Here is a 19,905-nt window from a genome sequence, read left to right as displayed (position 1 = left end):
GCAGACCGGCACGCATATGTCCCACTGCGGATCGGAGGCGAGATGAGCGAGGTCAGAACCGCACGCACCTACAACCAGAACCACACCCCGCGCGCATACACCCCTGGCCGGCGGCGGGTGAGCATTTACGTCTCGTGGAGTTATCCGGCCGAGGCGGGCAGGAATCCGGCTGAGCTGGACAACCGGTTCTCCACCCTGACCGAGGTCCGGCGTGTGGCCTGGCCCGCCTACGAGGACCCGAAGTGGTCCGACCCCCTGCAGTTCCAGCAAGGCATTGCGGGTTCACTGGAGTTGTTCTTCTGGGCCTGGGTGCCGTTCCAGCAGTTCGTCGAGGAGATCACCGGACATCCTGTCCCCGTGTATCAGCGCATCGACCAGGCCGGATTCCATACCCCGCTCGACGAGCGGGTACTGGCCGACACCGACACCCTGTTCGTGTTCGGGCTGGATCACATGATCACCGGGCAGGAGGCCGAGCCCGGGGAGATCGAGGCGCTGCGTGCCTTCCTCGGCCGGGATGACACCTGTCTGGTCCTCGGGCCTCACCACGACGTCGGGGCATCGGACGATTTTGCGGTGCGGGACATGGAGTACCGCCATCATGGCGATCCCCTGGTTCCCCGGCAGCAACGGTTCGCCACCCACGTCCGGGGCCTGATGCAGGGACTTGGGGTACCGGTCGAGAACCGCTACGGACTGCGTCCCGCCGTGCAAGAGCCGAACAAGATCGCCCCGCTGTCCACAGTCAGGGACCTGGACGGGAAAGGATGGCTGGAGGGGGTGACAAACTTCAACTTCCACATGCACCTGCCGCACTACGCCGTGACGACGGACGAGCCGGATGCGATTCATGTGCTGGCCAGGCAGCCGATCGACACCTCCAGGCCGCATCCGTTCACCGAGGCCGGCAACACCGAGTTCAACATGTTCCTGTGGATGCCCCCCGAAGGTGAGCGGGCAGGCGACCTGCTGCTGGCAGACTCCACGATCTTCAGTTCGCTGTTCGGCGGCGACGAGAGTCTGCGCAACTTCTGGCGGAACCTGGTCACGAAGTGATGCCGCAAGGAGGCGACAGGCGTGAGCGGACACACGCAAGCCGCACTGGAGCTCGACGACATACAGCGCGGAGTTCTCAGCCCTCGGCCGACCCCGTATGCGGCGACCTACCTTGCGTTCCGCATCGATGACCGGGTACAGGGGCGGGAGCTGATGCGGCGCGCGAGCGCGGTGGTGACCCCTGCCGCCGACTCGGCCAGTCCGCTGGGGGAAACGTGGGTGAGTGTCGCGGTCACGTGCCACGGGATGGAGGTGCTGGGTGTGCCGCGTGCATCGCTGGAGACGTTTGCCTGGGAGTTCCGGCAGGGGATGACCGCCCGGGCCAGGGCGCTGGGCGACGTCGACGAGAGCAGCCCTGAGCACTGGGAAGCGCCGCTGGGCACGCCGGATGTCCACGTGGTCCTCACGGCGGTCGCGCCTGACCCCCCACGGTTGCAGGAGGCCCTGGACCGGGCCCGCCCCGCCTACGACCGCCTTCCCGGTGTGACCGCGATCTGGCGGCAGGACTGCTACGCGCTGCCCACCGAGACCGAGCATTTCGGCTATCGCGACGGCGTCAGCCACCCCGCCGTCGAGGGCAGCGGCATCGCCGGGTCCAACCAGTTGGAGACTCCGTTGAAGGCCGGCGAGTTCGTGCTCGGTTACCGGGACGAGATCGGCGGCATCCAGACTCCGCAGCCGGGGGTGCTGGGGCGCAACGGCAGCTACGTGGCCTTCCGTAAACTCCACCAGCACGTCGCCGCATTCCGGCGCTATCTGCGGGACAACGCCACCGGCCCCGAGGACGAGGAACTGCTGGCAGCCAAGATCATGGGCCGCTGGCGCAGCGGAGCTCCGCTGGCGCTCAGCCCGCACCAGGACGACCCCGCTCTGGGTGCCGATGCACAGCGCCGCAACACCTTCCTGTACGAGCGTGACGATCCAGCTGGATTCGTCACCCCCGGCGGGTGTCACATCCGCCGGGCCAACCCTCGTGACGCGTCGGTGGCGGGGGAGGTGCGCCTGCACCGCATGATCAGACGCGGGGCCGTCTACGGTCCGCCGCTGCCCGAGGGCGCCTTCGAGGACGACGGGGCGGACCGTGGACTCATGTTCGCGTTCATCGGAGCCCACCTCGGGCGGCAGTTCGAGTTCGTCCAGTCCGAGTGGATGAACGACGGCGTGTTCTTCGGCGCGGGCAGCGCCAAAGACCCCGTCACCGGCTCCCACGACGGCGCCAGTGGCTTCACCATTCCCCGGCGGCCGCTTCGACGACGCCTGCCCCCGCTGCCGCGGTTTGTCGTCACGCGCGGCGGCGAGTACTGCTTCCTGCCGGGCCTGCGTGCCCTGCACTGGCTCAGCGACCTCCGGGACTGACCGCGCGGGTCCGGCGTGCTGTGGTGCCGCCGGGCCGCGACGCCCGCCCGAGGGGACTGCCCCATGGACACCCTGCATCTTCTGCTCAACGCCGTCACCGTGATCTTCATCGCGGCCACCATGTTCGCCGTTGGCCTGGGCGCCACCATCGAAGCACTGCGGGGCGTCTTCACGAATGTCCCGCTCCTGGTGCTGGCCCTGCTCACCAACACGGTGGCCGTCCCGCTGCTCGGCTGGGGTATCGGTGCCCTGGCAGGCCTGCCCACTGCACCGTTCGTCGCGCTCGTCCTGGTCGCCTCCTCCCCGGGCGGCCCCTTCGGGGCGAAGCTGGCCATGGTGCAGGACGGCGACGTCGTCGCGGGCGCGGCGATGCAGGTGCTGCTCGCCACCGTCGGAAGCCTCACCTTCGCCCCGACCGTCAACGGCATCCTCACTGCCGCGAACGTCGGCACCAGTGTCTCTCTCGACGTGGCGACGCTGGTGTGGACCGTGGCCCTGCTGCAACTCGTACCGTTCGCCATCGGCCTCTTGCTGCGCCGCTACGCGACACCCACCGCGCTCGCGTGGCACCCGCCAGCCGCTGCGGTCTCGAACGTGACGTTCCTGATCGTGCTGGCGGGCATGCTCCTGGGCAGCTGGCATGACGTCCTCGCGCTGCTCGGCTCACTCGCCCTCCTGGCCGGCTTCCTGCTCGCAGCCGCCGCCTTCGCCGTCGGCACACTGCTGGCCACGGGCCCGCCGGTGCGCCGCACCACCATGGGAGGCGTCGCCGCCGTGCGCAATGCGGGGCCCGCCCTGGCCGCGATCGGCATCGCCTTCGACAACCAGCCCGCCATCCTCGGCGCGCTTGCCGCAGTGCTGCTCAGCGGCCTGGCAGCTGCTCTCCCGATCGCTGCGGTGCTCAGCCGCCGGAGAAACCGTCCCCCGCAGTCCAGTGGGGGAGGAGCGGCACGGTAAACGACAGATTTCACGATCCGGAAGTGTTCAGGAGGGCGGCCCGGTTCGGCTGGGACGCGTGGTCCCGGGTACCTCCGGATCTTGGTTGCTCGGGGGAGTCGAAGGCCAGGCGACGGTGTCTCGCCTGGCCTCCACCGACCACTCACGCCTCGACGACCGAGGTCATCGTCGAGTCGGCACCGCCGTCACCGGGCTAGGGGAGCGTCCACCGCTGGTTGGCGCCGCCGTTGCAGTCCCAGATCACCAGCTGGGTGCCGTTGGCGGTCGTGGCTGCCGGGGCGTCGAGGCATCGGCCCGACTGGACGCCCTTCAGGGTGCCGTCGGGCTGTGGCGCCCACTGCTGGTTGGCGCCGCCGGTGCAGTCCCACAGAATCACCTGTGACCCGTTGGCGGTTCCCTGGCCGGTGACGTCCATGCACTTGCCGTTGTGGGTCAGGGTGCCGTTGGACCAGGTCCATACCTGTGCGCTGCCCTCGTTGCAGTCCCACACCTGCACCTGGGTGCCGTTGGCGCCGGAGTCGTCCTTGGCGTCGGCGCACTTGCCGGTCAGGCCGGAGGTGACCGGACCGACATGGGACGCAGCGGTGCCGGGGGTGACGGCGAAGTTGTCGAACTGGTCGGTCTCGTACCCGGTCACGCCGAGGCCGGCCTGCCCGTCGGTGTAGCTGGAGTCGGTGGCGCTGCCGACGGTGACGCCGTCCACCGTCGCGGAGAGGGTCGAGCCCTCAAGGGTGAACGCGACGTTGTGCCAGCCGCCGGTGCCGAGCGCGGTGGTGGTGCCGCTGGCCAGCGTAGTGAAGGTCCACCGGGAGTCGCTCTTGTCGATGGACCAGGCGCCGGTGTCGCTCACGCGCAGGTGATAGGCGTTCAGGCCGTTGTTGTTCTTGGCCTGCTGGTTGACGCGACCGAGCAGTTCGATGCTGCCCTCCTTCTCGAGCATGGTGTCGACGCTGACGGTGTAGTTGCTCCATCTGCCGTCACCCAAGATCGTGTACGGGGCGTTGTAGGGCTCGTCCGTCCAGCGTATCGGCGTCGTCGGGACCATCTGGCGCAGGCAGGTGCCCGAGCGGCCGCCACCGCAGGCCCGCGTCTGGAACGCGCCGTTCATGTCGGAGAAGTACTTCGGCGACGTGGTGGTGGCGGGGGTCTCGAACGTGTCCTTGTACGGGAGGTCGAGTGCGCCGGGTGCCGGTGGGGTCGCGGTGCCCTTGCGCTGGCCGGTCGTGGTGGTCACGGTGTAGACGTAGCCGGGCTGCAGGGTGAGGTTGAATGTGCCCCCGCGCGGGGTGATGTCCTGCCGGCGGACGAACCAGTTCGCGGAGTTGCCCGACTTGACGTCGGTGGCCCAGACGTGGACCCGGCCTCTGGGCAGGCCGCCCTTGACGGTGAACCCGGCGCTCTGGGCGGCGTCTGCGTCCATGGTCTCGATGACCGTGCTGTAGTCGGAGTTGTTCGTCGACTTCAGCGTCACGTAGCTGCCGTTGGTGCGCTTGCCGCCGAGGTAGCCGCTCGCGGAGTCGATGTACTTCCAGCCCGGCCGGGTGAACTGCGTGGTGTGCGCGGTCACCCAGGTGGTCTTGCCGATCTTGTAATTGCCGGACCACGGCTGGTTGGCGACGGACATCCCGTCGGTGGAGAAGCGGAGGTTCGGGTAGAGCGCGGCGATGACCGGCCAGTTGAAGTAGGCGGTCATCTTCCCGTCGAGGTAACCGCGGTTGATGGACCTGGCCACCGCGGGTGCGCCGGTGTCGGTGTCCTGGGAGCCGTTCTCGCCGGCCCACAGCGGTTTGCCGAGACCCTGCGCCGTGGCGGTGCTGGAGCAGGTGGTGTAGTCACCGAGGTAGCCGCACGGATAGTGGACGCCGACGACGTCCACGGCGTCGTTGAACGCCGGGTCCTCGGCCATGGCGTCGGCCACCTCCCAGTCGCTGTCCGCGGCGACGACCTTGGTCGCGTACCCGCGCGAGGTGAGTGTGGCCTTGAGTTTCTTGTACCAGGCCTTGTCGTAGCCGCGCTCGTTCCAGCCGCCGAGGTAGTCGATCGTCAGGCCGTGCTTCGCCGCGCAACCCATATAGGACATCAGATAGTCGATGGTGTCCTGGGACCAGAAGTTGCCGCCGTCGATCCAGCCGGGGGCGCCCCAGGACAGCGCGGCGAGCTTGATACCGGGGTTGCGGGCCTTGGCCTGCTCGGCCATCCACCACTGGTAGCCCTGGTTGCAGTCGACGGTGCCGGCCGTGTGCATGTGACTGGGCTCGGCGCCGTCGGTGGAGTTGGTGTCGCCGCCGATCTCCAGCTTGAGCAGCTGGAGCGAGGCGCCGTAGCCGGGCTTGTAGAGGTAGTCGAGGAGCTCGCTCCGCTGCGGCTCCGGGTAGTCGGCCAGGAGCCGGGAGTTCCCGCCGCCGCCGGATATGGCGCCGACGCCGTCGAAGGTCAGGCCCGGCTTGGTGCCGTCGATGGTGATCGAGGTCGACGGCGTGGGCGCGGCCTGGGCGACGGAGGGAGCGGTGAGGCCGGTGAGCGTGCTCAGAAGAAGGCTTGTCACCGCGGTGAGCGCGCGCCAACGACGCACTGGTGCCCGAGTCATGCTGACTCCTTCGGGATTCGGATGCTTGAGGAATTGTGGCGCTGAGCAAAGGGAGAGGACCGAACGCTTCAGTGAGTCTCGAAGCTGCCGAGCCGAAGGGACACCGTGCCGGTCGTGCCGTCGGTGATGCGTACCGTGGGCCGGTAGTAGTCGCCGCCTCCGTAGCCGAAGTCGGGGTAGTTCCAGTGCGTGTCGATGTACAGGGATCTTGACGCGACGGCACTCGGCAGGACGTGGAAGGCGTCCACGAGCGGGAGGATGTTGGACGACGACGGGTTCTTCTCGCCGGTCACGACGAGGCGGATGGTGTGCCGGCCCTCGGCGAGTCCGGTCTTGCGGTACACGACCTGCTGGTACTGCTTGACGGGCCCGTACTGGTCGACGGTGGTCTCGAGTCGCCCGTCGATCAGTACGTCGATCTTGCCGAGGATGGAGAGTGTCCCCGGAGCCGGCCGTCAGCTCCAGGGTGTACAGGTTCGGGTGCTCGGCGTCCCACTTGAGCGGGGCCGCGACCTCGATGCCGTACTGCGCGGGCCCGTCGACGGTGAGGGAGCGCCGCAGCGCCTCATGTCCCGCGGGGTCGCGCAGGAGCAGCTCCATCGGCAGCGAGCCGCCGCCCGCCGGAGCCAGGCGCAGGCCCAGTACCGCGTCGCGGAAGCTCTGGTCGAAGGTCGCCGTGGTGTGAACGCCTGCCAGCGAGCGACCATGTGCCGTTGAGGTTCCTCACCGGCTGGGACACGCCCGCGACGGCGTCCGGCACGGGCGTCAGCGTGACGGAGGGCTGGGGCGGGTCGCCGACCCCGGTCAGTGCCCGCGCGCCGGAACCGGTGGCGGCTGTCGCGGTCCCGGCGCTCGCCGGACCGGCCAAGGTCCCCGCCACGACCGCGGATCCGGCGATGAGGAATGTACGTCTGCGCGTCAAGCCGCTACTCCTTCGTGGAGGGCAGGAGCGCCGGGACCGGGCCCCTGGGGGATGGGGGATGGGAGGGAACCCGTCTACGTGGGGAGGCCTATGCGGCGTTCCTTGGTGCGGCGCTGCTGAATGACGACGGCGATGACCAGCAGGGCGCCCTGGGCGACGTTCTGCCAGAAGGTGTTGATGCCCTGGACGGTGAGGCCGTTCTCGAGGGCGCCGAGCAGGGCGACGGCGAGCAGGGTGCCGCCGATGCCGCCTTTGCCGCCCTTGAGGGCGCAGCCGCCGAGCGCTGCTGCGGTGATGGCCTTGAGTTCCAACCCTTCGCTGCCCGAGACGGGCTGCCCCGATCCGGTACGCGCGGTGAGCAGGATGCCGGCGACGGCCGCGACGGTGCCGCAGAGGGCGTAGGCGGCGATCAGGTACTTGTTGATCGAGATGCCCGCGAGCCGGGCCGCGGTGTCGTTGCCGCCGATGGCATAGAGGTTGCGGCCGATGTCCGTGTACGTGAGCAGCACGTGCACGCCGAGCGCGACGACGGCCAGGACCCAGATCATCACCGGCAGGCCGGCGATCTTGCCGCGGCCGAGGAAGACGAACACGCTGTCGTTGAGGACGTAGCCCTGGGCACGGCCGTCCGAGACGAGTTGGGCGACGCCCTTGTACGCGGCGAGTCCGGCCAGCGTGGCGATGGTCGGGTTGACACGGCCGCAAACGATGATCACGCCGTTCAGCACTCCGGCGAGGAGGCCGATTCCGAGCGCCGCTGCGATCCCTGTCCAGGCGCTGGAGCCCGCGGAGGTGAAGACCATGGCGCTGACGACGGACGCGAGACCGGCCTGCGAACCGACCGAGATGTCCAGCGCGCCGCAGATGATGACGACGGTCTGAACGATGGCGAGGAGCCCGACGAGGGTCGCCGCTTCGCCGATGACCTGCATGTTCGACCAGCTGAGGTAGTTCTCGTTGAGCGAGCCGAACAGTGCGAGCACGATGACGAGGGCGCAGATCAGGCTGAGGTTCTGCCCGCCGACCGCGGCGAGCCGGGAGCGCCCGCCGCTTGCTGCCGGCGCCGGACTGCTCTCCGCCCGGTCCGGGCGGCTGGTGACGGCGGTGTCGGTCATCGAAGGGCTCCAGGGGCGGTAGTGGTGAGGTCGTCGGCCATGGCGAGAGCGAGGATGGTCTCCTCGGTGGCCTCGGCTCGGCTCAGTACGCCGGTGATCCGGCCGTTCTGCATGACGGCGATACGGTCCGCGAGACCGAGCACTTCCGGCAGTTCCGAGGAGATCACCAGGAGGGCCACACCGTCGCGGGCCAGGTCCGCGATGATCTGGTAGATCTCGGCCTTGGCTCCGATGTCGATGCCGCGGGTGGGCTCGTCGAGGACCAGCAGCCGGGGTCTTCCGGCCAGCCAGCGCGCGAGGACCACCTTCTGCTGGTTTCCGCCGGAGAGCTTGCCGATCTCGTGCTCGATGGAGGGGGTGCGCACCCGCAGCCGATCGGTGTACTCCTGTGCCATGACACGTTCCTGACGACGCCTCACGAAACGGAGGTGGCGCAGGCCCGCGAGGCTGACGAGGGACGTGTTGTCCCGGATGGAACGCTGCAGGAACAGTGCCTGCGCCTTGCGTTCCTCGGGGGCGAGCCCGATGCCGGCCCTGATCGCGTCCTTCGGTCCGCGCAGCTGCACCTTCCGGCCGTTCATGCTGATCTCGCCCGAGCGGATCGGGAGGTCACCGGCGATCGCGCGGGCCAGTTCCGAGCGTCCGGCGCCGATGAGTCCCGCGAGCGCGACGACCTCTCCGGCGCGCACCTGGAGGCTGATGCCGCTCACGTCGTCGGTGGAGACGTCCTTCAGATCGAGCACGACTTCGTCCCGGGCGACGTCCTGGCGGACGAAGAGGGAGGACAGATCGCGTCCCACCATGAGCCGTACGACCTCCTCCTCGGTCGTCCGCGCGGCGTCCAGCACCCCGGCCACCATGCCGTCGCGCAGGACGGCGACGCGGTCGGCGAGCTGGAAGATCTCCTTCATCCGGTGCGAGACGTAGATGACGGCGATGCCTTGTGCGCGGAGCCGGCCGATGAGCGCGAACAACGCCTCCACCTCGTGCTCGGACAGCGAAGAGGTGGGCTCGTCGAAGGCGATGACCTTGGCCTCACCGGTCAGCGCGCGCAAGATCTCCACCAACTGCCGCTGGGCAGCGGTGAGTTCTGAGCCGAGCGCCTCGGGGGAGATGACCTTGTCGAAGCCCAGGCGGGAGAGGTCGGAGGTGATCCGGCGACGGAGTTCCGCGTGGTCCAGGCGGCGTCCGGCCTTGTGGGGCAGGGAGCCCGCGTAGACGTTCTCCGCGACTGAGACATGCGGGATGATCTCGGGTTCCTGCGGGATGATCCGGATGCCCGCCCTGCGGGCGTCCTGCGGAGCGGCGAACGTGACCGGCTCGCCGTCGAGCACGATGCGACCGTCGGTGGGCTGGTGATCGCCGGTGAGGATCTTCAGCAGGGTCGACTTGCCCGCGCCGTTCTCGCCCATCAGCGCGGTGACCTGCCCCGCGGGGAAGTCGAGCGTGACGCCGCCGAGTGCCTGGACGGTGCCGAACCGTTTGACGACGTTCTCGACGGTGATCAACGCGCCCTGGAGGGCGGTGGATTGCTTGGGCTCCGATGGTTCGGTGCCGGGTTCGATCATGGTGGCCTCGCAAGCGGGAAGCGCGGACAGGAGTTTCAGATCAGCTGCACGTGACCCCGGAGGCCTTCCAGTTGGAGGCGTCGACCATCTTGGTGGAAGCGAATGCCTCCTTCGGGAACTCCTTGCCGTTCTTGAGCTTGTCGTACATGGTCTGGACGGCCAGGGCGCCGACGTCGCTGCCGTTGATGAACAGGGCGGCCTTCATGCCGGACGGCTTGCCGGAGCTCCAGTTCTTGCAGGCCAGGTAGGCGCCGAGGCCGACGCCGACGACGTCGTCCGCCTTGAAGCCGGCGTTCTCCAGCGCGGTGACACCGCCCTGGACGTTCTCGTCGTTGCACCCCCACACGATCCAGTGCTTGACGTCGGAGTTGGCAGTGACTGTGGCTGCGATCTTGTCCTGGGCGCCGGTCGGGGTGTTGTCCGTGGCAACGTCGATGTTCTTCACGCCGGCACCTGCACCCTCCTTGAACGCCTTCTTGGCGGCGTCCACCCGGTCGGTGCAGACGGTGACGTCTTGCTTCCAGGCGGAGATGGTCCGGGTCTCGGCGGGGTTCCAGCCGGCCTTCCTGAACTCTTCGGCGGCGCGCTTGCCGACCTCGCCGCCCATCTGGGCACCGCTGAACCCGATCCGCGGCACCAGCGCGTCGTGATCGCACCCGGACGGGTCGGGGCCGGTGGTGCAGATCTGGTCGTCGGAGGTGAGCAGTGCGGTCTTGCCGTCCTTGGCGGTCTGGACGAGCTGTGGCCCGACCGCAGGATCCGGGACGACGACGATCAGGCCGTTGGTCTTCTGGGCGATCGCGGACTGCACTTCACTGATCGTCTTGTTGGCGTCGCTGCCCAGGTTGACCACCTTGAGTCCGATGCCCAGCTCCTCGGCCTTCGCCTTGGCCCCTGCGGCCTCACCGACGAAGTACTCCTGGTCGCCCTGCTTCTGCAGATACGTCAGAGAGATCTTGCCGTCGACCTTTCCGACGCCTTCGCCGCCCGGCTTCGTGGCCTCCTGGCCGCTGGAACATGCACTGAGCGTAAGGGCCGCGACCATGCCGAGGGCGGCTACCGCGACACCTCGATGGCTCCATTGCATGAACATGACATAACTCCTTGAAGGGCGGGGGCGCAGGGAGGTGCGGCATCGGGTAGTCGAATCAACCAGAACTGAACAGGTCTCGCGTGATGGCGCACAGGCTACAGATTCTGGGACATCAGGGGAGATACCCCTCTCGACCGATGCTTCTTTCTGCTCGTCGAGATTGCACTGCGAACATGATTGAACATGTCAGATCAAGAGTCAACAGCCGTGACATGGCCGGGATCCGAGAGCGGGGGGCGTCGAGCCTGCGGAGAAATCCGGTGTCCTGCACCCCTTGCCAGTTCTTTTCTTGATGCGTAAAAGTATCTCTCGCCGAACTTTTGGTGACAATGAGTCAATCCGTTGGGGAGACATGACGTGAGCGCGATGACGGCCCTGGTGCCTGACCAGACAGGAGCCGAGATCTTCGCCCAAGTGCTCACAGCGGGCCCGATCTCCAGAACGGCCGTCGCACAGCGCCTCGGGCTGTCACCCTCCACGGTGACCCGGCTGCTCGCGCCGCTGATCGAGGACGGCTACCTGAGCGAGGCCGGACAGAAGAGCGCGACGGGTCCGGGCCGCCCCCAACGCCTGCTGCAGGTCAACGCCGACCAGTGCCTGGTCGTCGGGATCCAGATCGCGCGCACTCATGTCGCGGCCGTGCTCACCGACCTCGGTGCCCGTCCGCTGTGCCGCCTGGAGCACATGCTCGACTCCCTGGAGCCCGCTCACGTGCTTTCGGTGGCGGCGGAGTTGACGGCCCGGCTCATTGCGCAGGCACCGAGTGCCGACGCGAGGGTGCTGGGCGTCGGGGTCGGTGTGGGCGGCCATGTCGACGCGGCGAGTGGGGTGTGCCGTTCGGCGGTGCGACTGGGCTGGACCGACGTCGCCGTGACCGCTCCGCTGAGCGCCGCCACCGGACTGCCGGTGGTGGTGAACAACGACGTCAACGCTCTGGTCATCGCTGAACGTTGGTTCGGAGAGGGCCGGGATGTCGATTCGTTCGCCGTGATCTCGGTCGGGCGCGGCGTCGGCGGTGCGCTGATGATCCACGGAGCTCTTCACTCGGGCGCCGGTGGAATGGCTGCCGAGTTCGGACATCTGCCGATCGAGCCGAACGGCCCGGACTGCGCCTGTGGCAACCGCGGCTGCGTGGAGGCGCTGGCCTGTTCCGACGCGGTGTTGCGGATGTTCCGCGAGGCCGGTGGCCGGCCCGAAGCCGACTACGACGCTGTCACGGAGCTGGCGAGGTCAGGGCCGGAAGCCGAACGACGCGCCGCGCTCGATGCGTTTGCCGTGGCCGGCGACGCGCTCGGACGCGGACTGGCATGCCTGTGCAACCTGCTCAACCCGGGACTGATCGTGATCGCGGGCGAAGGCGTGGTGGCCCATGAGCACTTCGGGCCCGCCATGACCGCCGCGTTGGCGCGCCACGCCGTCTCGACCGCGGCACGCGACTGCGTGATCAAGATCGACGAGGAAAGCGAGACGTTGTGGGCACGCGGTGCCGCCTGCCTGGTCATCAAGGAGAGCCTCCGTGCCCGGCTGTCCAGACCGCTCTGAGTGCTCGGCCGGTCTGAGTCCGTCGATCGAACCATCCCCCACTGCTCACTGAATCCGCAGGGCGAGGACGCGGGTTGACGAAGCACGCAACCGCCGCCTTGTCCTTGCGACCGTCTCATGAGGAAGTCATGCGTACATTCACCTCCACATTCGCTGCCGGTGCGGCAGCCCTCTCCCTCGCCCTGCTGGCGACCGGATGTTCCGGATCCAGCGACTCCGGCGAAGCGAAGCAGGCCGGACCGGTGTCGCTGGAGTTCTGGGGCTGGGCCCCGGGCTACGACAAGATCACCGCCCAGTGGAACGCCGCCCACCCGGACATCAAGGTGACGTTCAAGCAGATCCCGTCCGGTGCCAAGGGCGGCTACGACCAGATGACCAACGCGATCACGGCGGGCAAGGCCCCGTGTCTGGCGCAGGTCACCTACAACGACATTCCGTCGATGCTGGTCAAGAAAGCGCTGATGGACATCACGCCGTACGCCTCCGGCGACACCGGCAAGTACCTGGACTGGACCGTCGCGGCGTCCTCGGCCGACGGCAAGATGTACGGCATCCCCGTCGACACCGGGCCGATGGCCCTGTACTACCGCGCCGACCTGTTCAAGAAGTTCGGCATCACCAAGCCCCCCGCGACCTGGGACGAGTACGCCGCCGACGCCGCCGCGGTCCACGCGGCCGACCCGAGCGTCGCCTTCGGCACCGCGCCCCAGGACGCCTACGACATGGCCGCCTTGACCTGGCAGACCGGCAAGTCCTGGTTCGGCACGCAGAGCGGCTCGTGGCAGGTCTCCATCGACAACCCGGGCACGCGAAAGGTCGCCACGTACTGGCAGGACCTGAAGGACAAGAAGTTGGTGATGAACAACGGCAACGCCTGGGACCCGACCTTCGACAAGGCGTCGGAGGCCGGCAAGGTCATGACCCTTGTCAACGCCGCCTGGGCCGTCCCGGGCATCAAGGGGGACCTCAAGGACCTCGCCGGCAAGTGGGCCGTGGCCCCGATGCCGACCTGGACCGCAGGCGACAAGGCCAGCGCGAACTCCGGCGGTTCCGCCACCTCGGTCCTGACAGGCTGCAAGTCGCCCAAGCAGGCCGAGCAGTTCGCCGCGTTCCTGTCCAGTGACCCGGACGCGGTGAGCACCGGCATCAAGGTCGGCGGCCTGTACCCGGCATCGAAGGCCGGTCTGGACAACCCGCTGTTGTCCCAGGGCGACCCCTACTTCGGCGGACAGAAGATCTACGACGTCTTCAAGCAGTCCGCAGCGAACATCCCCACCACCTGGGTCGTCGGGCCGACGTTCGGCCAGGTCGAGGCGGACTACTCGGACGCGATCGGCAAGGGGAGCTACACCCAGGCCACCACCAAGGTCCAGCAGAAGACGGTCGACAAGATCAAGAGCCTGGGGCTCTCCGTGACCGGCGGCTGATGTCGAGGGGACGTCAGGTCGCCCGAGGATTCCCGCGGTGCCGCTCGAGGGTGCGGCGCCGCGGGGCCCCGTCCATACCGCAAGCGCGCGAGGAACGAACACTATGAGCACCCAGACAGCATCACCGCCCGCACCGGCGCGCCCGCGCGTGGTGGCAGGGCCGAGCCGCCACCATCGCCGCCGGACCGCGCTGAACGCCGCCGGGTTCCTGGTTCCGTTCGGCGTCCTGTTCACCGCGATGATGCTCGCACCGATCGGCTACGCGATCTATCAGAGTTTCTACCAGGTCCAACGCCAGGGCCTGTTCGGCGGTGCGCAGACCAAGCGGTTCGCGGGCTTCGACAACTTCTCCGGCGCCCTCCACGACGGCGACTTCATGGCATCGCTCGGCAGGGTGGTGCTGCTCGGTGCCTTCCAGGTGCCGGTGATGCTCGGACTGGCCCTGGTCCTCGCGCTGCTGCTGGACTCGCGTTCGGCCCGGTTCAGGAAGACCTTTCGGCTGACCTTCTTCCTGCCCTATGCGCTGCCTGGAGCGATCGCTGCGGTGATGTGGTCGTTCCTGCTGGTCAAGGACCTCTCGCCGTTCACCGGGCCGCTGGCGGCGATCGGCATCCACACCGACTTCCTGTCGGCCGACTGGATCCCGGTGTCGATCGGCAACATGATCACCTGGGGTTGGACCGGTTACAACATGCTGATCATCTACTCGGCGCTGCAGGCCGTGCCCGGCGACGTGATCGAGGCCGCGACCCTCGACAACTGCACCGGCTGGCGCCTGGCCTGGTACGTCAAGATCCCGATGGTACGGCCCGCACTGGTCCTCACGACGGTGTTCTCCATCATCGGCACCGCCCAGCTCTACACCGAACCGGCCGTGCTCGCCGCCGCGCGGATACCCGGCCTCCAACAAGTTCAGTCCGATCATGAACACCACGCTCACCGCCTCCCAGGCGGACCCGAACCTGGCCGCCGCCGAATCGGTTCTCCTGGCCCTCGTGACGCTGGTTCTCTCCTTCGGGTTCCTGAAGTTCACTCAGCGAAGGACGGCCGACGCATGACCACCACCCGCAGCCCACTCACCGAACGCCTGGCCGTCAACGCTCTGCTCGGCCTGATGGCCCTCTACACCCTCATCCCGCTGTGGTGGCTGTTCGTCTCGGCGACCAAGGGCGAGGGGTACCTCCACCAGGGCAGCCCACTGTGGTTCTCGCACTTCGACCTGGGCGGCAACCTCCGCCGCGTCTTCTCCTTCCAGGATGGGGTCTTCTCCTCCTGGCTGGCCAACAGTGCGCTGTACAGCCTGGTCGGCGCGGCGGTCAGCACACTGCTGTCGGTCATGGCCGGCTTCGCCCTGGCCAAGTACAAGTTCTGCGGCCGCGAGACGATCTTCAACGTGGTCCTGGCCTCGGTGCTGATCCCGGCTCCGATGTTCGCCCTGCCGCTGTTCCTGATGCTGGCCAAGATGCAGCTCACCGACACCTACTGGGCCGTTCTGCTCCCCAGCTTCGTCAGCCCCTTCGGCGTCTACCTCTCGCGCGTCTACGCGTCGGCGTCCGTCCCCGACGAGCTGCTGGAGGCGGCGCGCATCGACGGCGCCGGTGAGCAGCGGACCTTCTTCCGTATCGCGCTTCCGGTCATGGCCCCGGCCCTGGTGACGATCTTCCTGTTCCAGTTCGTCAGCGTCTGGAACAACTACCTGCTGCCCGCCCTCATGATCAACGACGCCTCCAAGCTCCCGGTCACCGTCGGCCTGGTCCAGTGGCGCTCGGAGTTCGCCAACGGCGTCCCGTCGATGCTCCCCATCACCGGAGCGTTCGTCTCGCTGGTTCCCCTGCTCATCGCCTTCGTCGCCCTTCAGCGCTTCTGGCGCAGTGGTCTGACCGCAGGTGCCGTCAAGTAACGACCTCGCCCGCGATCGTCAGCGGCGTCGCGGCGTCTGGGACCTCCGCCTCCGGCGTTGTCGTCAGTCGCTGACGCTCCTTCCCCAAGCTCTCAGCTGCGTTCGAGCAGGGGAGACCCCATCCGACTCCCTCCTCCGCCTTGGATTCGAAGGCCCCAGACGCCGCTCCTTCTCCCACTGCCAATCGTGGGCGAGGTCGTAGCCCCACACCTCGGAGGAAGGAGCCGGTCCGATCGTCGGAGTCGGCTCCGACCGCTGGCCCGACGCCGGGGACGGCGCCACCACCAACGGCGGCGTGTTCGAGTCCTACTGGCAGATGGCCGTTCCGCTCCCCGCCGCCGACGAGCCCATGGACGACCTCGGCGCCGCCCCCACCAACGATGCTCGACAGCTCCTCACGTACCTCAGCGGCGGGCTCACCGACGAGTCCATCGCCCGCGAGATCGGCGTCAGCGAGCGGACGGTGGCACGCCGCATCGTCCGCCTCCAAGAAGTCCTGGGCGCGCAGACCCGCTTCCAGCTCGGCGTCCAAGCCAGCCGCCGCGGTTGGCTCTGAGCGCCTGGACGCCGAGGGACACTGCCATCTCCACTGCTGGTGGCTGTCTACCTTTGCGCCGTGGATACACAACAGCAGTGACGAGACAGACAGCGACGGAAGGGGCCAAGACGTGGAACCCGACTCGTTACTGGCAGCTCTGCTCCCCGCCGCGCGAGCGGCCTTCACGGAGCTCGCCAATACCATGGAGCAGCCGGAGTACTGCGGCTACGCCCTGTACTCCGACGCCGGCGCGATGACAGTCAGCTGCGCGGTCAACACGCCAGCACATCTCGTCTCCGCACAGGCCGGTGACCCGGACGACGCCGCGTACTACACGTGGACGCCGGCCGAATGGGCGCTGGAAGGCGTCGGGCACGAGCACTTCACCGGTCTCAGCCAACACCTGCTCGCCCTCTCCGCAGCCGACCCGACCACGGATCTGCTGCAGCGGCGCGCCATGGTGTACGAGGCATGCGTGGCGACGCTGGAGGCGCTCGTCACCGAGGGCGTCCTGGGCCGGGGCGAAGACACCGTCGTGGTCTTCGCCCTCTCCGACCACTCCGACCCGGAGCGGGAAGTGGACTGGATCCGCCGCCTCAACCCGCCGTCCCAGGCTCGGCGATTCGCCCGCTGGCTCCACAGCACGTCAGTGCAGGCCTGATTCCGGCCATGTGGTTCCAGGCTGCTCACATCGCTGTCAGACGTGATCACGGTGCTCCGAACTCGTGGGACTGTCGACATCGGCCGGACTCCGCAACAATCGGGACCACGCCGCCAGGCCACCCCGGAAAGGGCGCCGCGCACCGCACTCCGGGCAAGTACCGTGGCACGTCGGCCGCGCTGGCACATGTGGGACGTGGTGCTTTGGTGCCACCGGACTGCTGTTCCCCCGCAGGTGTCGGACCGATAGGACCGGTGCATGACTTTCCCGGACGAGGCGTTGCCCTACCTGGCCGCGAGCCGGCTGGACCGGCGGCTGTTCAACGTCACCGACCTGTTCGAGCAGGGCTACGACGACAAGCACAGCGACGGCATCCCGCTGATCCTCGGCTACCGTTCCTCGGCCGCGCCGTCCGCCCGGACCGCGCCGCCCACCGGGACGAAGAAGGTCCGGTCGCTGCCGGCCATCAACGTCACGTCCGTCCGGGCGGCGAAGAAGCAGGCCCGTGAGCTGTGGACCTCGGTCGCCCCCGCCGCGTCCGCCGCGAAGTCCACCGCGCCCAAGCTGAGTGACGGGCTGTCGAAGATCTGGCTGGACGGCCGGGTCAAGGCCACCCTCAAGGACAGCACCGCGCAGATCGGCGCGCCCGCCGCCTGGGACAAGGGCTATGACGGCACGGGCGTCAAGGTCGCCGTGCTGGACACTGGCGCCGACCTCAACCACCCCGACCTGGCCGGCCGGATCGGCACTCAGTATGAGTCTGGGCTCCTCGATGCCCAGCGATGGCACCGACCCGATGAGCCAGGCGGTGAACCGGCTCACCGAGGACAGTGGCGCGCTGTTCGTCGTCGCGGCCGGCAACTACGCAGCCGAGACGGCGATCGGCGGCCCCGGCGCTGCCGACGAGGCACTGACCGTCGCGGCCGTGGACTCCGCCGACAAGCGGGCGTCCTTCTCCTCGATGGGCCCGCGCTACAACGACTACGCCCTCAAGCCGGACATCTCTGCCCCCGGCGTCGGCGTCTTGGCGGCCAAGGCCGGCGGCAGCGCGGCCACCGCTGGTCGTGGTCTGGGAGCACCGCGTTCACGCCTTCTCACCGCGACGCGCTTGAGCGGGCGCTGGATCCTAAGCGTCAGCCGGCGTCAGGCGACGCCGACTGACGCATCCAACTCCCCTCACGAAGTGCCCATTGCGGTAGCCCATCCTTCAGCAGCCGGCACGAATCCCGACGCCTGATCGATTGGGCGGCCACTGCCCCGCGAGAGGATGGGCGGCCCACCGTTGGATGCAACCGTTATCCGCTGAATTGGCATATGACTGCAATGGGTGACAGGGGAATAATACCCGAATGGCCCATGTCGATATGATGAGATGTTCGGTCACTCGCGTGTCTGAAAAAGGGTCGAACGGGCGGTCCGGAGGTTTTGGTCGCTCAGGGCCGCGCATGGAGTGGCCGACCATCAGATCATCTCATCCGACTCATTCGACGTTGCCGCGGTGGCATTCATGAGCGCCCGGCGTCGGACGGGTTGCGGGGGCCGTTCCAGCGGGTAATTCCGAAGGCGCCGTCGCCGCCGCAAGGCGTCGGCCCATGATTCCGGCAGCTCGTCACACGGTTTCCGCTGGTGGCCGCATTTCGGGAGCGTTGCAGCCACCGGTTCAGTGTGCACACTGCTGTTCCGGCAGTGAATTTTGTTGCGTTTGATTTCTACTTCGCACGGTACTCCGATCGAGTGATTCGGGGGTCACCTCTCTTGAGATGTCACTCGTTCGTGCCCCACTACTGGATTACGAACCGGCGGGTTGCCCATCCCTTCCCGGGGGTGTGACTGCTACCCGTTCCTGTCGTCGCTCCCAGCACGTGAAGTGCGCGGACGATCAGGTTGTGTTCTCGTTCCCTGAGCAGGCCCTCCCCTTGGATGGAGAAAAGTACCGCTCCGCCGACGTCGTTGCCAATGAGTGCGTACGTCATCTCCAGGGAGTGTCAGCATGATCCGTTCTCGTCTTGCCGCCGCCACTGTCACCGCCGCCATGGCGGCGGGTGCCGTAGTGGGCATCGCCCCCCTGGCCGTGGCGGCCCCCGCCGCCGCGACCGCCTCCCCCTGTGTCAGTGATCTGCAGGCCGCACAGGCGTCCAACAACGCCGCCGTCGCCGCCGACCAGGCCAACGACACCAGGACCGCCTTCGCCAACAACCTGACCACCGCTACCTCGCTCGTCGCGGCGCTCGGCGACTGCGTCGGACAGTCGCCGGTGGTGGGGGCCAACATCCTCACGGCTTCCGGGGCCAACGCGACCGCCATCGTGTCCAACCTGCTCGGAGCCTCCGGTTCCGCTCTGAGTTCCGAGCAGGCGACCGATTCGTCGATCACCCAGGCGCTGGCCAACGCGACCTGACCGGCGCACAGGCGGGCGCCTGTGACCAGGCTTCCCGCCCCTGCCGATCCTGCCGCCGCCGAATCGTCAGGTACCCGGTTCGGAGCCCGACGTGCAGGCCGACCACTCACCGTCGCTGTGGCGGCGGTGAGTGGTCGGGCCCGGGGGTGACAAGCCGCTCGTTCCTCTCCAGGCGCAGCCGGCGTGTTCCGCACGGCCCGGGCTTTCGGCCCGCGATTCCGCGTCACCGAGGTCGCCATACGCCTTCTCTCCGAGCTGATGCGGCGCTCAGTCATGCTGCAGGCGTACATGCATGTCCGAAAAGAAAGGGCTCTTTTCAGTGCATGGTGAGGTCATCGCGCCGGGCGCTGCCTTTCTCGATTCCCTGTGCCGAGCCTGCCACATGGAGTCCTCGTGCCTGTTTCCCGTATTTCCCTGATTCCCACTCGCGGCCGAGAACCCGAAATTGCTCTATATCTGGCCGCCAGACGAAACGCCGGGGGGTGAAGCGCGCATCCACAGAAAGAACAGGGAATGACGTGTGATCAGCTGCCCTATTCCCGTCAACTGACACCGGAGTTGGATTTGTCTGAATTTGTTCGGGTCAAGCTTTCCGGAGGCCCTGACTGGGTTCCCGTTCCCGCCGTATGGGAAGTCGAGTCCGTGGAGGCCGAACCCAAAGTGAAGATCCTGTGTGGCAACGCCTATGAACACTTCGATTTTTCGGGCTGCTACTCCTTGTACGAGGGCGAGCAGTTGCCTGTCTATCGCTGGTGTCGCCGCACTTACGTGGCCGAATGATCCCA

At 67.8% G+C, this 19,905-nt stretch carries 18 protein-coding genes; 12 read left to right on the top strand and 6 right to left on the bottom strand.

Annotated elements, in window-relative coordinates:
• Positions 1-42: 42 nt before the first annotated feature.
• The 3 genes from ACF1B9_RS24415 to ACF1B9_RS24405 all read left to right on the top strand — a co-directional run bounded on the left by ACF1B9_RS24415 (position 43) and on the right by ACF1B9_RS24405 (position 3,369).
• On the top strand, positions 43-1,056 hold the full coding sequence (locus ACF1B9_RS24415) for a hypothetical protein (protein WP_391743522.1): 1,014 nt from the start codon (positions 43-45) through the stop codon (positions 1,054-1,056).
• A gap of 21 nt (positions 1,057-1,077) precedes the next feature.
• On the top strand, positions 1,078-2,412 hold the full coding sequence (locus tag ACF1B9_RS24410; protein WP_391743523.1) for a Dyp-type peroxidase: 1,335 nt from the start codon (positions 1,078-1,080) through the stop codon (positions 2,410-2,412).
• Positions 2,413-2,475: 63 nt separating this feature from the next.
• Positions 2,476-3,369: a bile acid:sodium symporter family protein gene (locus tag ACF1B9_RS24405; protein ID WP_391743525.1), complete on the top strand. Its 894-nt coding sequence runs from the start codon at positions 2,476-2,478 to the stop codon at positions 3,367-3,369.
• A gap of 193 nt (positions 3,370-3,562) precedes the next feature.
• On the opposite strand, the gene ACF1B9_RS24400 is transcribed toward ACF1B9_RS24405, so the two are convergent.
• Both ACF1B9_RS24400 and ACF1B9_RS24395 read right to left on the bottom strand, forming a co-directional pair.
• Positions 3,563-5,956, bottom strand: a complete 2,394-nt coding sequence (locus ACF1B9_RS24400) for a ricin-type beta-trefoil lectin domain protein (protein WP_391743527.1) — start codon at positions 5,954-5,956, stop codon at positions 3,563-3,565.
• 68 nt (positions 5,957-6,024) lie between these two features.
• The gene (locus tag ACF1B9_RS24395; RefSeq protein ID WP_391743529.1) at positions 6,025-6,300 is read right to left on the bottom strand and encodes a hypothetical protein; all 276 of its coding nucleotides are present in this window, start codon (positions 6,298-6,300) and stop codon (positions 6,025-6,027) included.
• Between the two features lie 85 nt (positions 6,301-6,385).
• On the opposite strand from ACF1B9_RS24395, the gene ACF1B9_RS24390 reads away from it, so the two are divergent.
• Positions 6,386-6,673 (top strand): hypothetical protein, encoded by a 288-nt coding sequence (locus ACF1B9_RS24390; RefSeq protein ID WP_391743531.1) that lies wholly within the window; start codon positions 6,386-6,388, stop codon positions 6,671-6,673.
• A 279-nt stretch (positions 6,674-6,952) separates the two neighbouring features.
• Here ACF1B9_RS24390 and ACF1B9_RS24385 read toward each other — a convergent pair whose 3' ends face one another.
• Genes ACF1B9_RS24385 through ACF1B9_RS24375 form a run of 3 tightly spaced genes read right to left on the bottom strand, consistent with a single transcriptional unit; the run spans position 6,953 to position 10,654 of the window.
• Positions 6,953-7,993: an ABC transporter permease gene (locus ACF1B9_RS24385; protein ID WP_391743532.1), complete on the bottom strand. Its 1,041-nt coding sequence runs from the start codon at positions 7,991-7,993 to the stop codon at positions 6,953-6,955.
• Positions 7,990-9,561 carry a sugar ABC transporter ATP-binding protein gene (locus tag ACF1B9_RS24380; RefSeq protein WP_391743534.1) on the bottom strand — a complete coding sequence of 524 codons (1,572 nt, stop codon included), beginning with the start codon at positions 9,559-9,561 and terminating at the stop codon, positions 7,990-7,992. Before ACF1B9_RS24380 ends, ACF1B9_RS24385 begins: the two co-directional genes overlap by 4 nt.
• A gap of 40 nt (positions 9,562-9,601) precedes the next feature.
• Positions 9,602-10,654: a substrate-binding domain-containing protein gene (locus ACF1B9_RS24375; RefSeq protein ID WP_391743535.1), complete on the bottom strand. Its 1,053-nt coding sequence runs from the start codon at positions 10,652-10,654 to the stop codon at positions 9,602-9,604.
• Positions 10,655-11,020: 366 nt separating this feature from the next.
• Between ACF1B9_RS24375 and ACF1B9_RS24370 the strand changes: the two genes are divergently transcribed.
• The 5 genes from ACF1B9_RS24370 (at position 11,021) to ACF1B9_RS24350 (ending at position 16,722) form a co-directional block, all read left to right on the top strand.
• Complete coding sequence (locus ACF1B9_RS24370) at positions 11,021-12,196, top strand: ROK family protein (protein ID WP_391743629.1); 1,176 nt, start codon at positions 11,021-11,023, stop codon at positions 12,194-12,196.
• A 128-nt stretch (positions 12,197-12,324) separates the two neighbouring features.
• Entirely contained in the window at positions 12,325-13,623 is a 1,299-nt protein-coding gene (locus ACF1B9_RS24365) for an ABC transporter substrate-binding protein (RefSeq protein WP_391743536.1), read from the top strand.
• Between the two features lie 103 nt (positions 13,624-13,726).
• On the top strand, positions 13,727-15,523 hold the full coding sequence (locus ACF1B9_RS24360; RefSeq protein WP_391743537.1) for an ABC transporter permease subunit: 1,797 nt from the start codon (positions 13,727-13,729) through the stop codon (positions 15,521-15,523).
• A 295-nt stretch (positions 15,524-15,818) separates the two neighbouring features.
• Positions 15,819-16,079, top strand: a complete 261-nt coding sequence (locus ACF1B9_RS24355) for a LuxR C-terminal-related transcriptional regulator (protein ID WP_391743539.1) — start codon at positions 15,819-15,821, stop codon at positions 16,077-16,079.
• 112 nt (positions 16,080-16,191) lie between these two features.
• A complete protein-coding gene (locus tag ACF1B9_RS24350) occupies positions 16,192-16,722 on the top strand; it encodes a DUF4303 domain-containing protein (protein WP_391743541.1) in 531 nt (176 codons plus the stop codon).
• 389 nt (positions 16,723-17,111) lie between these two features.
• On the opposite strand, the gene ACF1B9_RS24345 is transcribed toward ACF1B9_RS24350, so the two are convergent.
• Positions 17,112-17,384 (bottom strand): hypothetical protein, encoded by a 273-nt coding sequence (locus tag ACF1B9_RS24345; RefSeq protein ID WP_391743542.1) that lies wholly within the window; start codon positions 17,382-17,384, stop codon positions 17,112-17,114.
• A gap of 92 nt (positions 17,385-17,476) precedes the next feature.
• On the opposite strand from ACF1B9_RS24345, the gene ACF1B9_RS24340 reads away from it, so the two are divergent.
• From ACF1B9_RS24340 to ACF1B9_RS24330, 3 genes are all read left to right on the top strand, one after another.
• Entirely contained in the window at positions 17,477-17,959 is a 483-nt protein-coding gene (locus ACF1B9_RS24340) for a S8 family serine peptidase (RefSeq protein WP_391743544.1), read from the top strand.
• A gap of 753 nt (positions 17,960-18,712) precedes the next feature.
• Positions 18,713-19,120, top strand: coding sequence for a hypothetical protein (locus ACF1B9_RS24335; protein ID WP_391743545.1), 408 nt, complete (start codon positions 18,713-18,715; stop codon positions 19,118-19,120).
• 513 nt (positions 19,121-19,633) lie between these two features.
• Positions 19,634-19,900 (top strand): DUF5988 family protein, encoded by a 267-nt coding sequence (locus ACF1B9_RS24330; RefSeq protein WP_391743546.1) that lies wholly within the window; start codon positions 19,634-19,636, stop codon positions 19,898-19,900.
• The last annotated feature ends 5 nt before the right edge of the window (positions 19,901-19,905 follow it).

It is taken from the genome of Streptomyces sp. NPDC014727, assembly GCF_043083485.1.
Taxonomy (GTDB): Bacteria; Actinomycetota; Actinomycetes; order Streptomycetales; family Streptomycetaceae; genus Streptomyces.
This window is presented reverse-complemented; position numbering and strand designations above follow the sequence as displayed.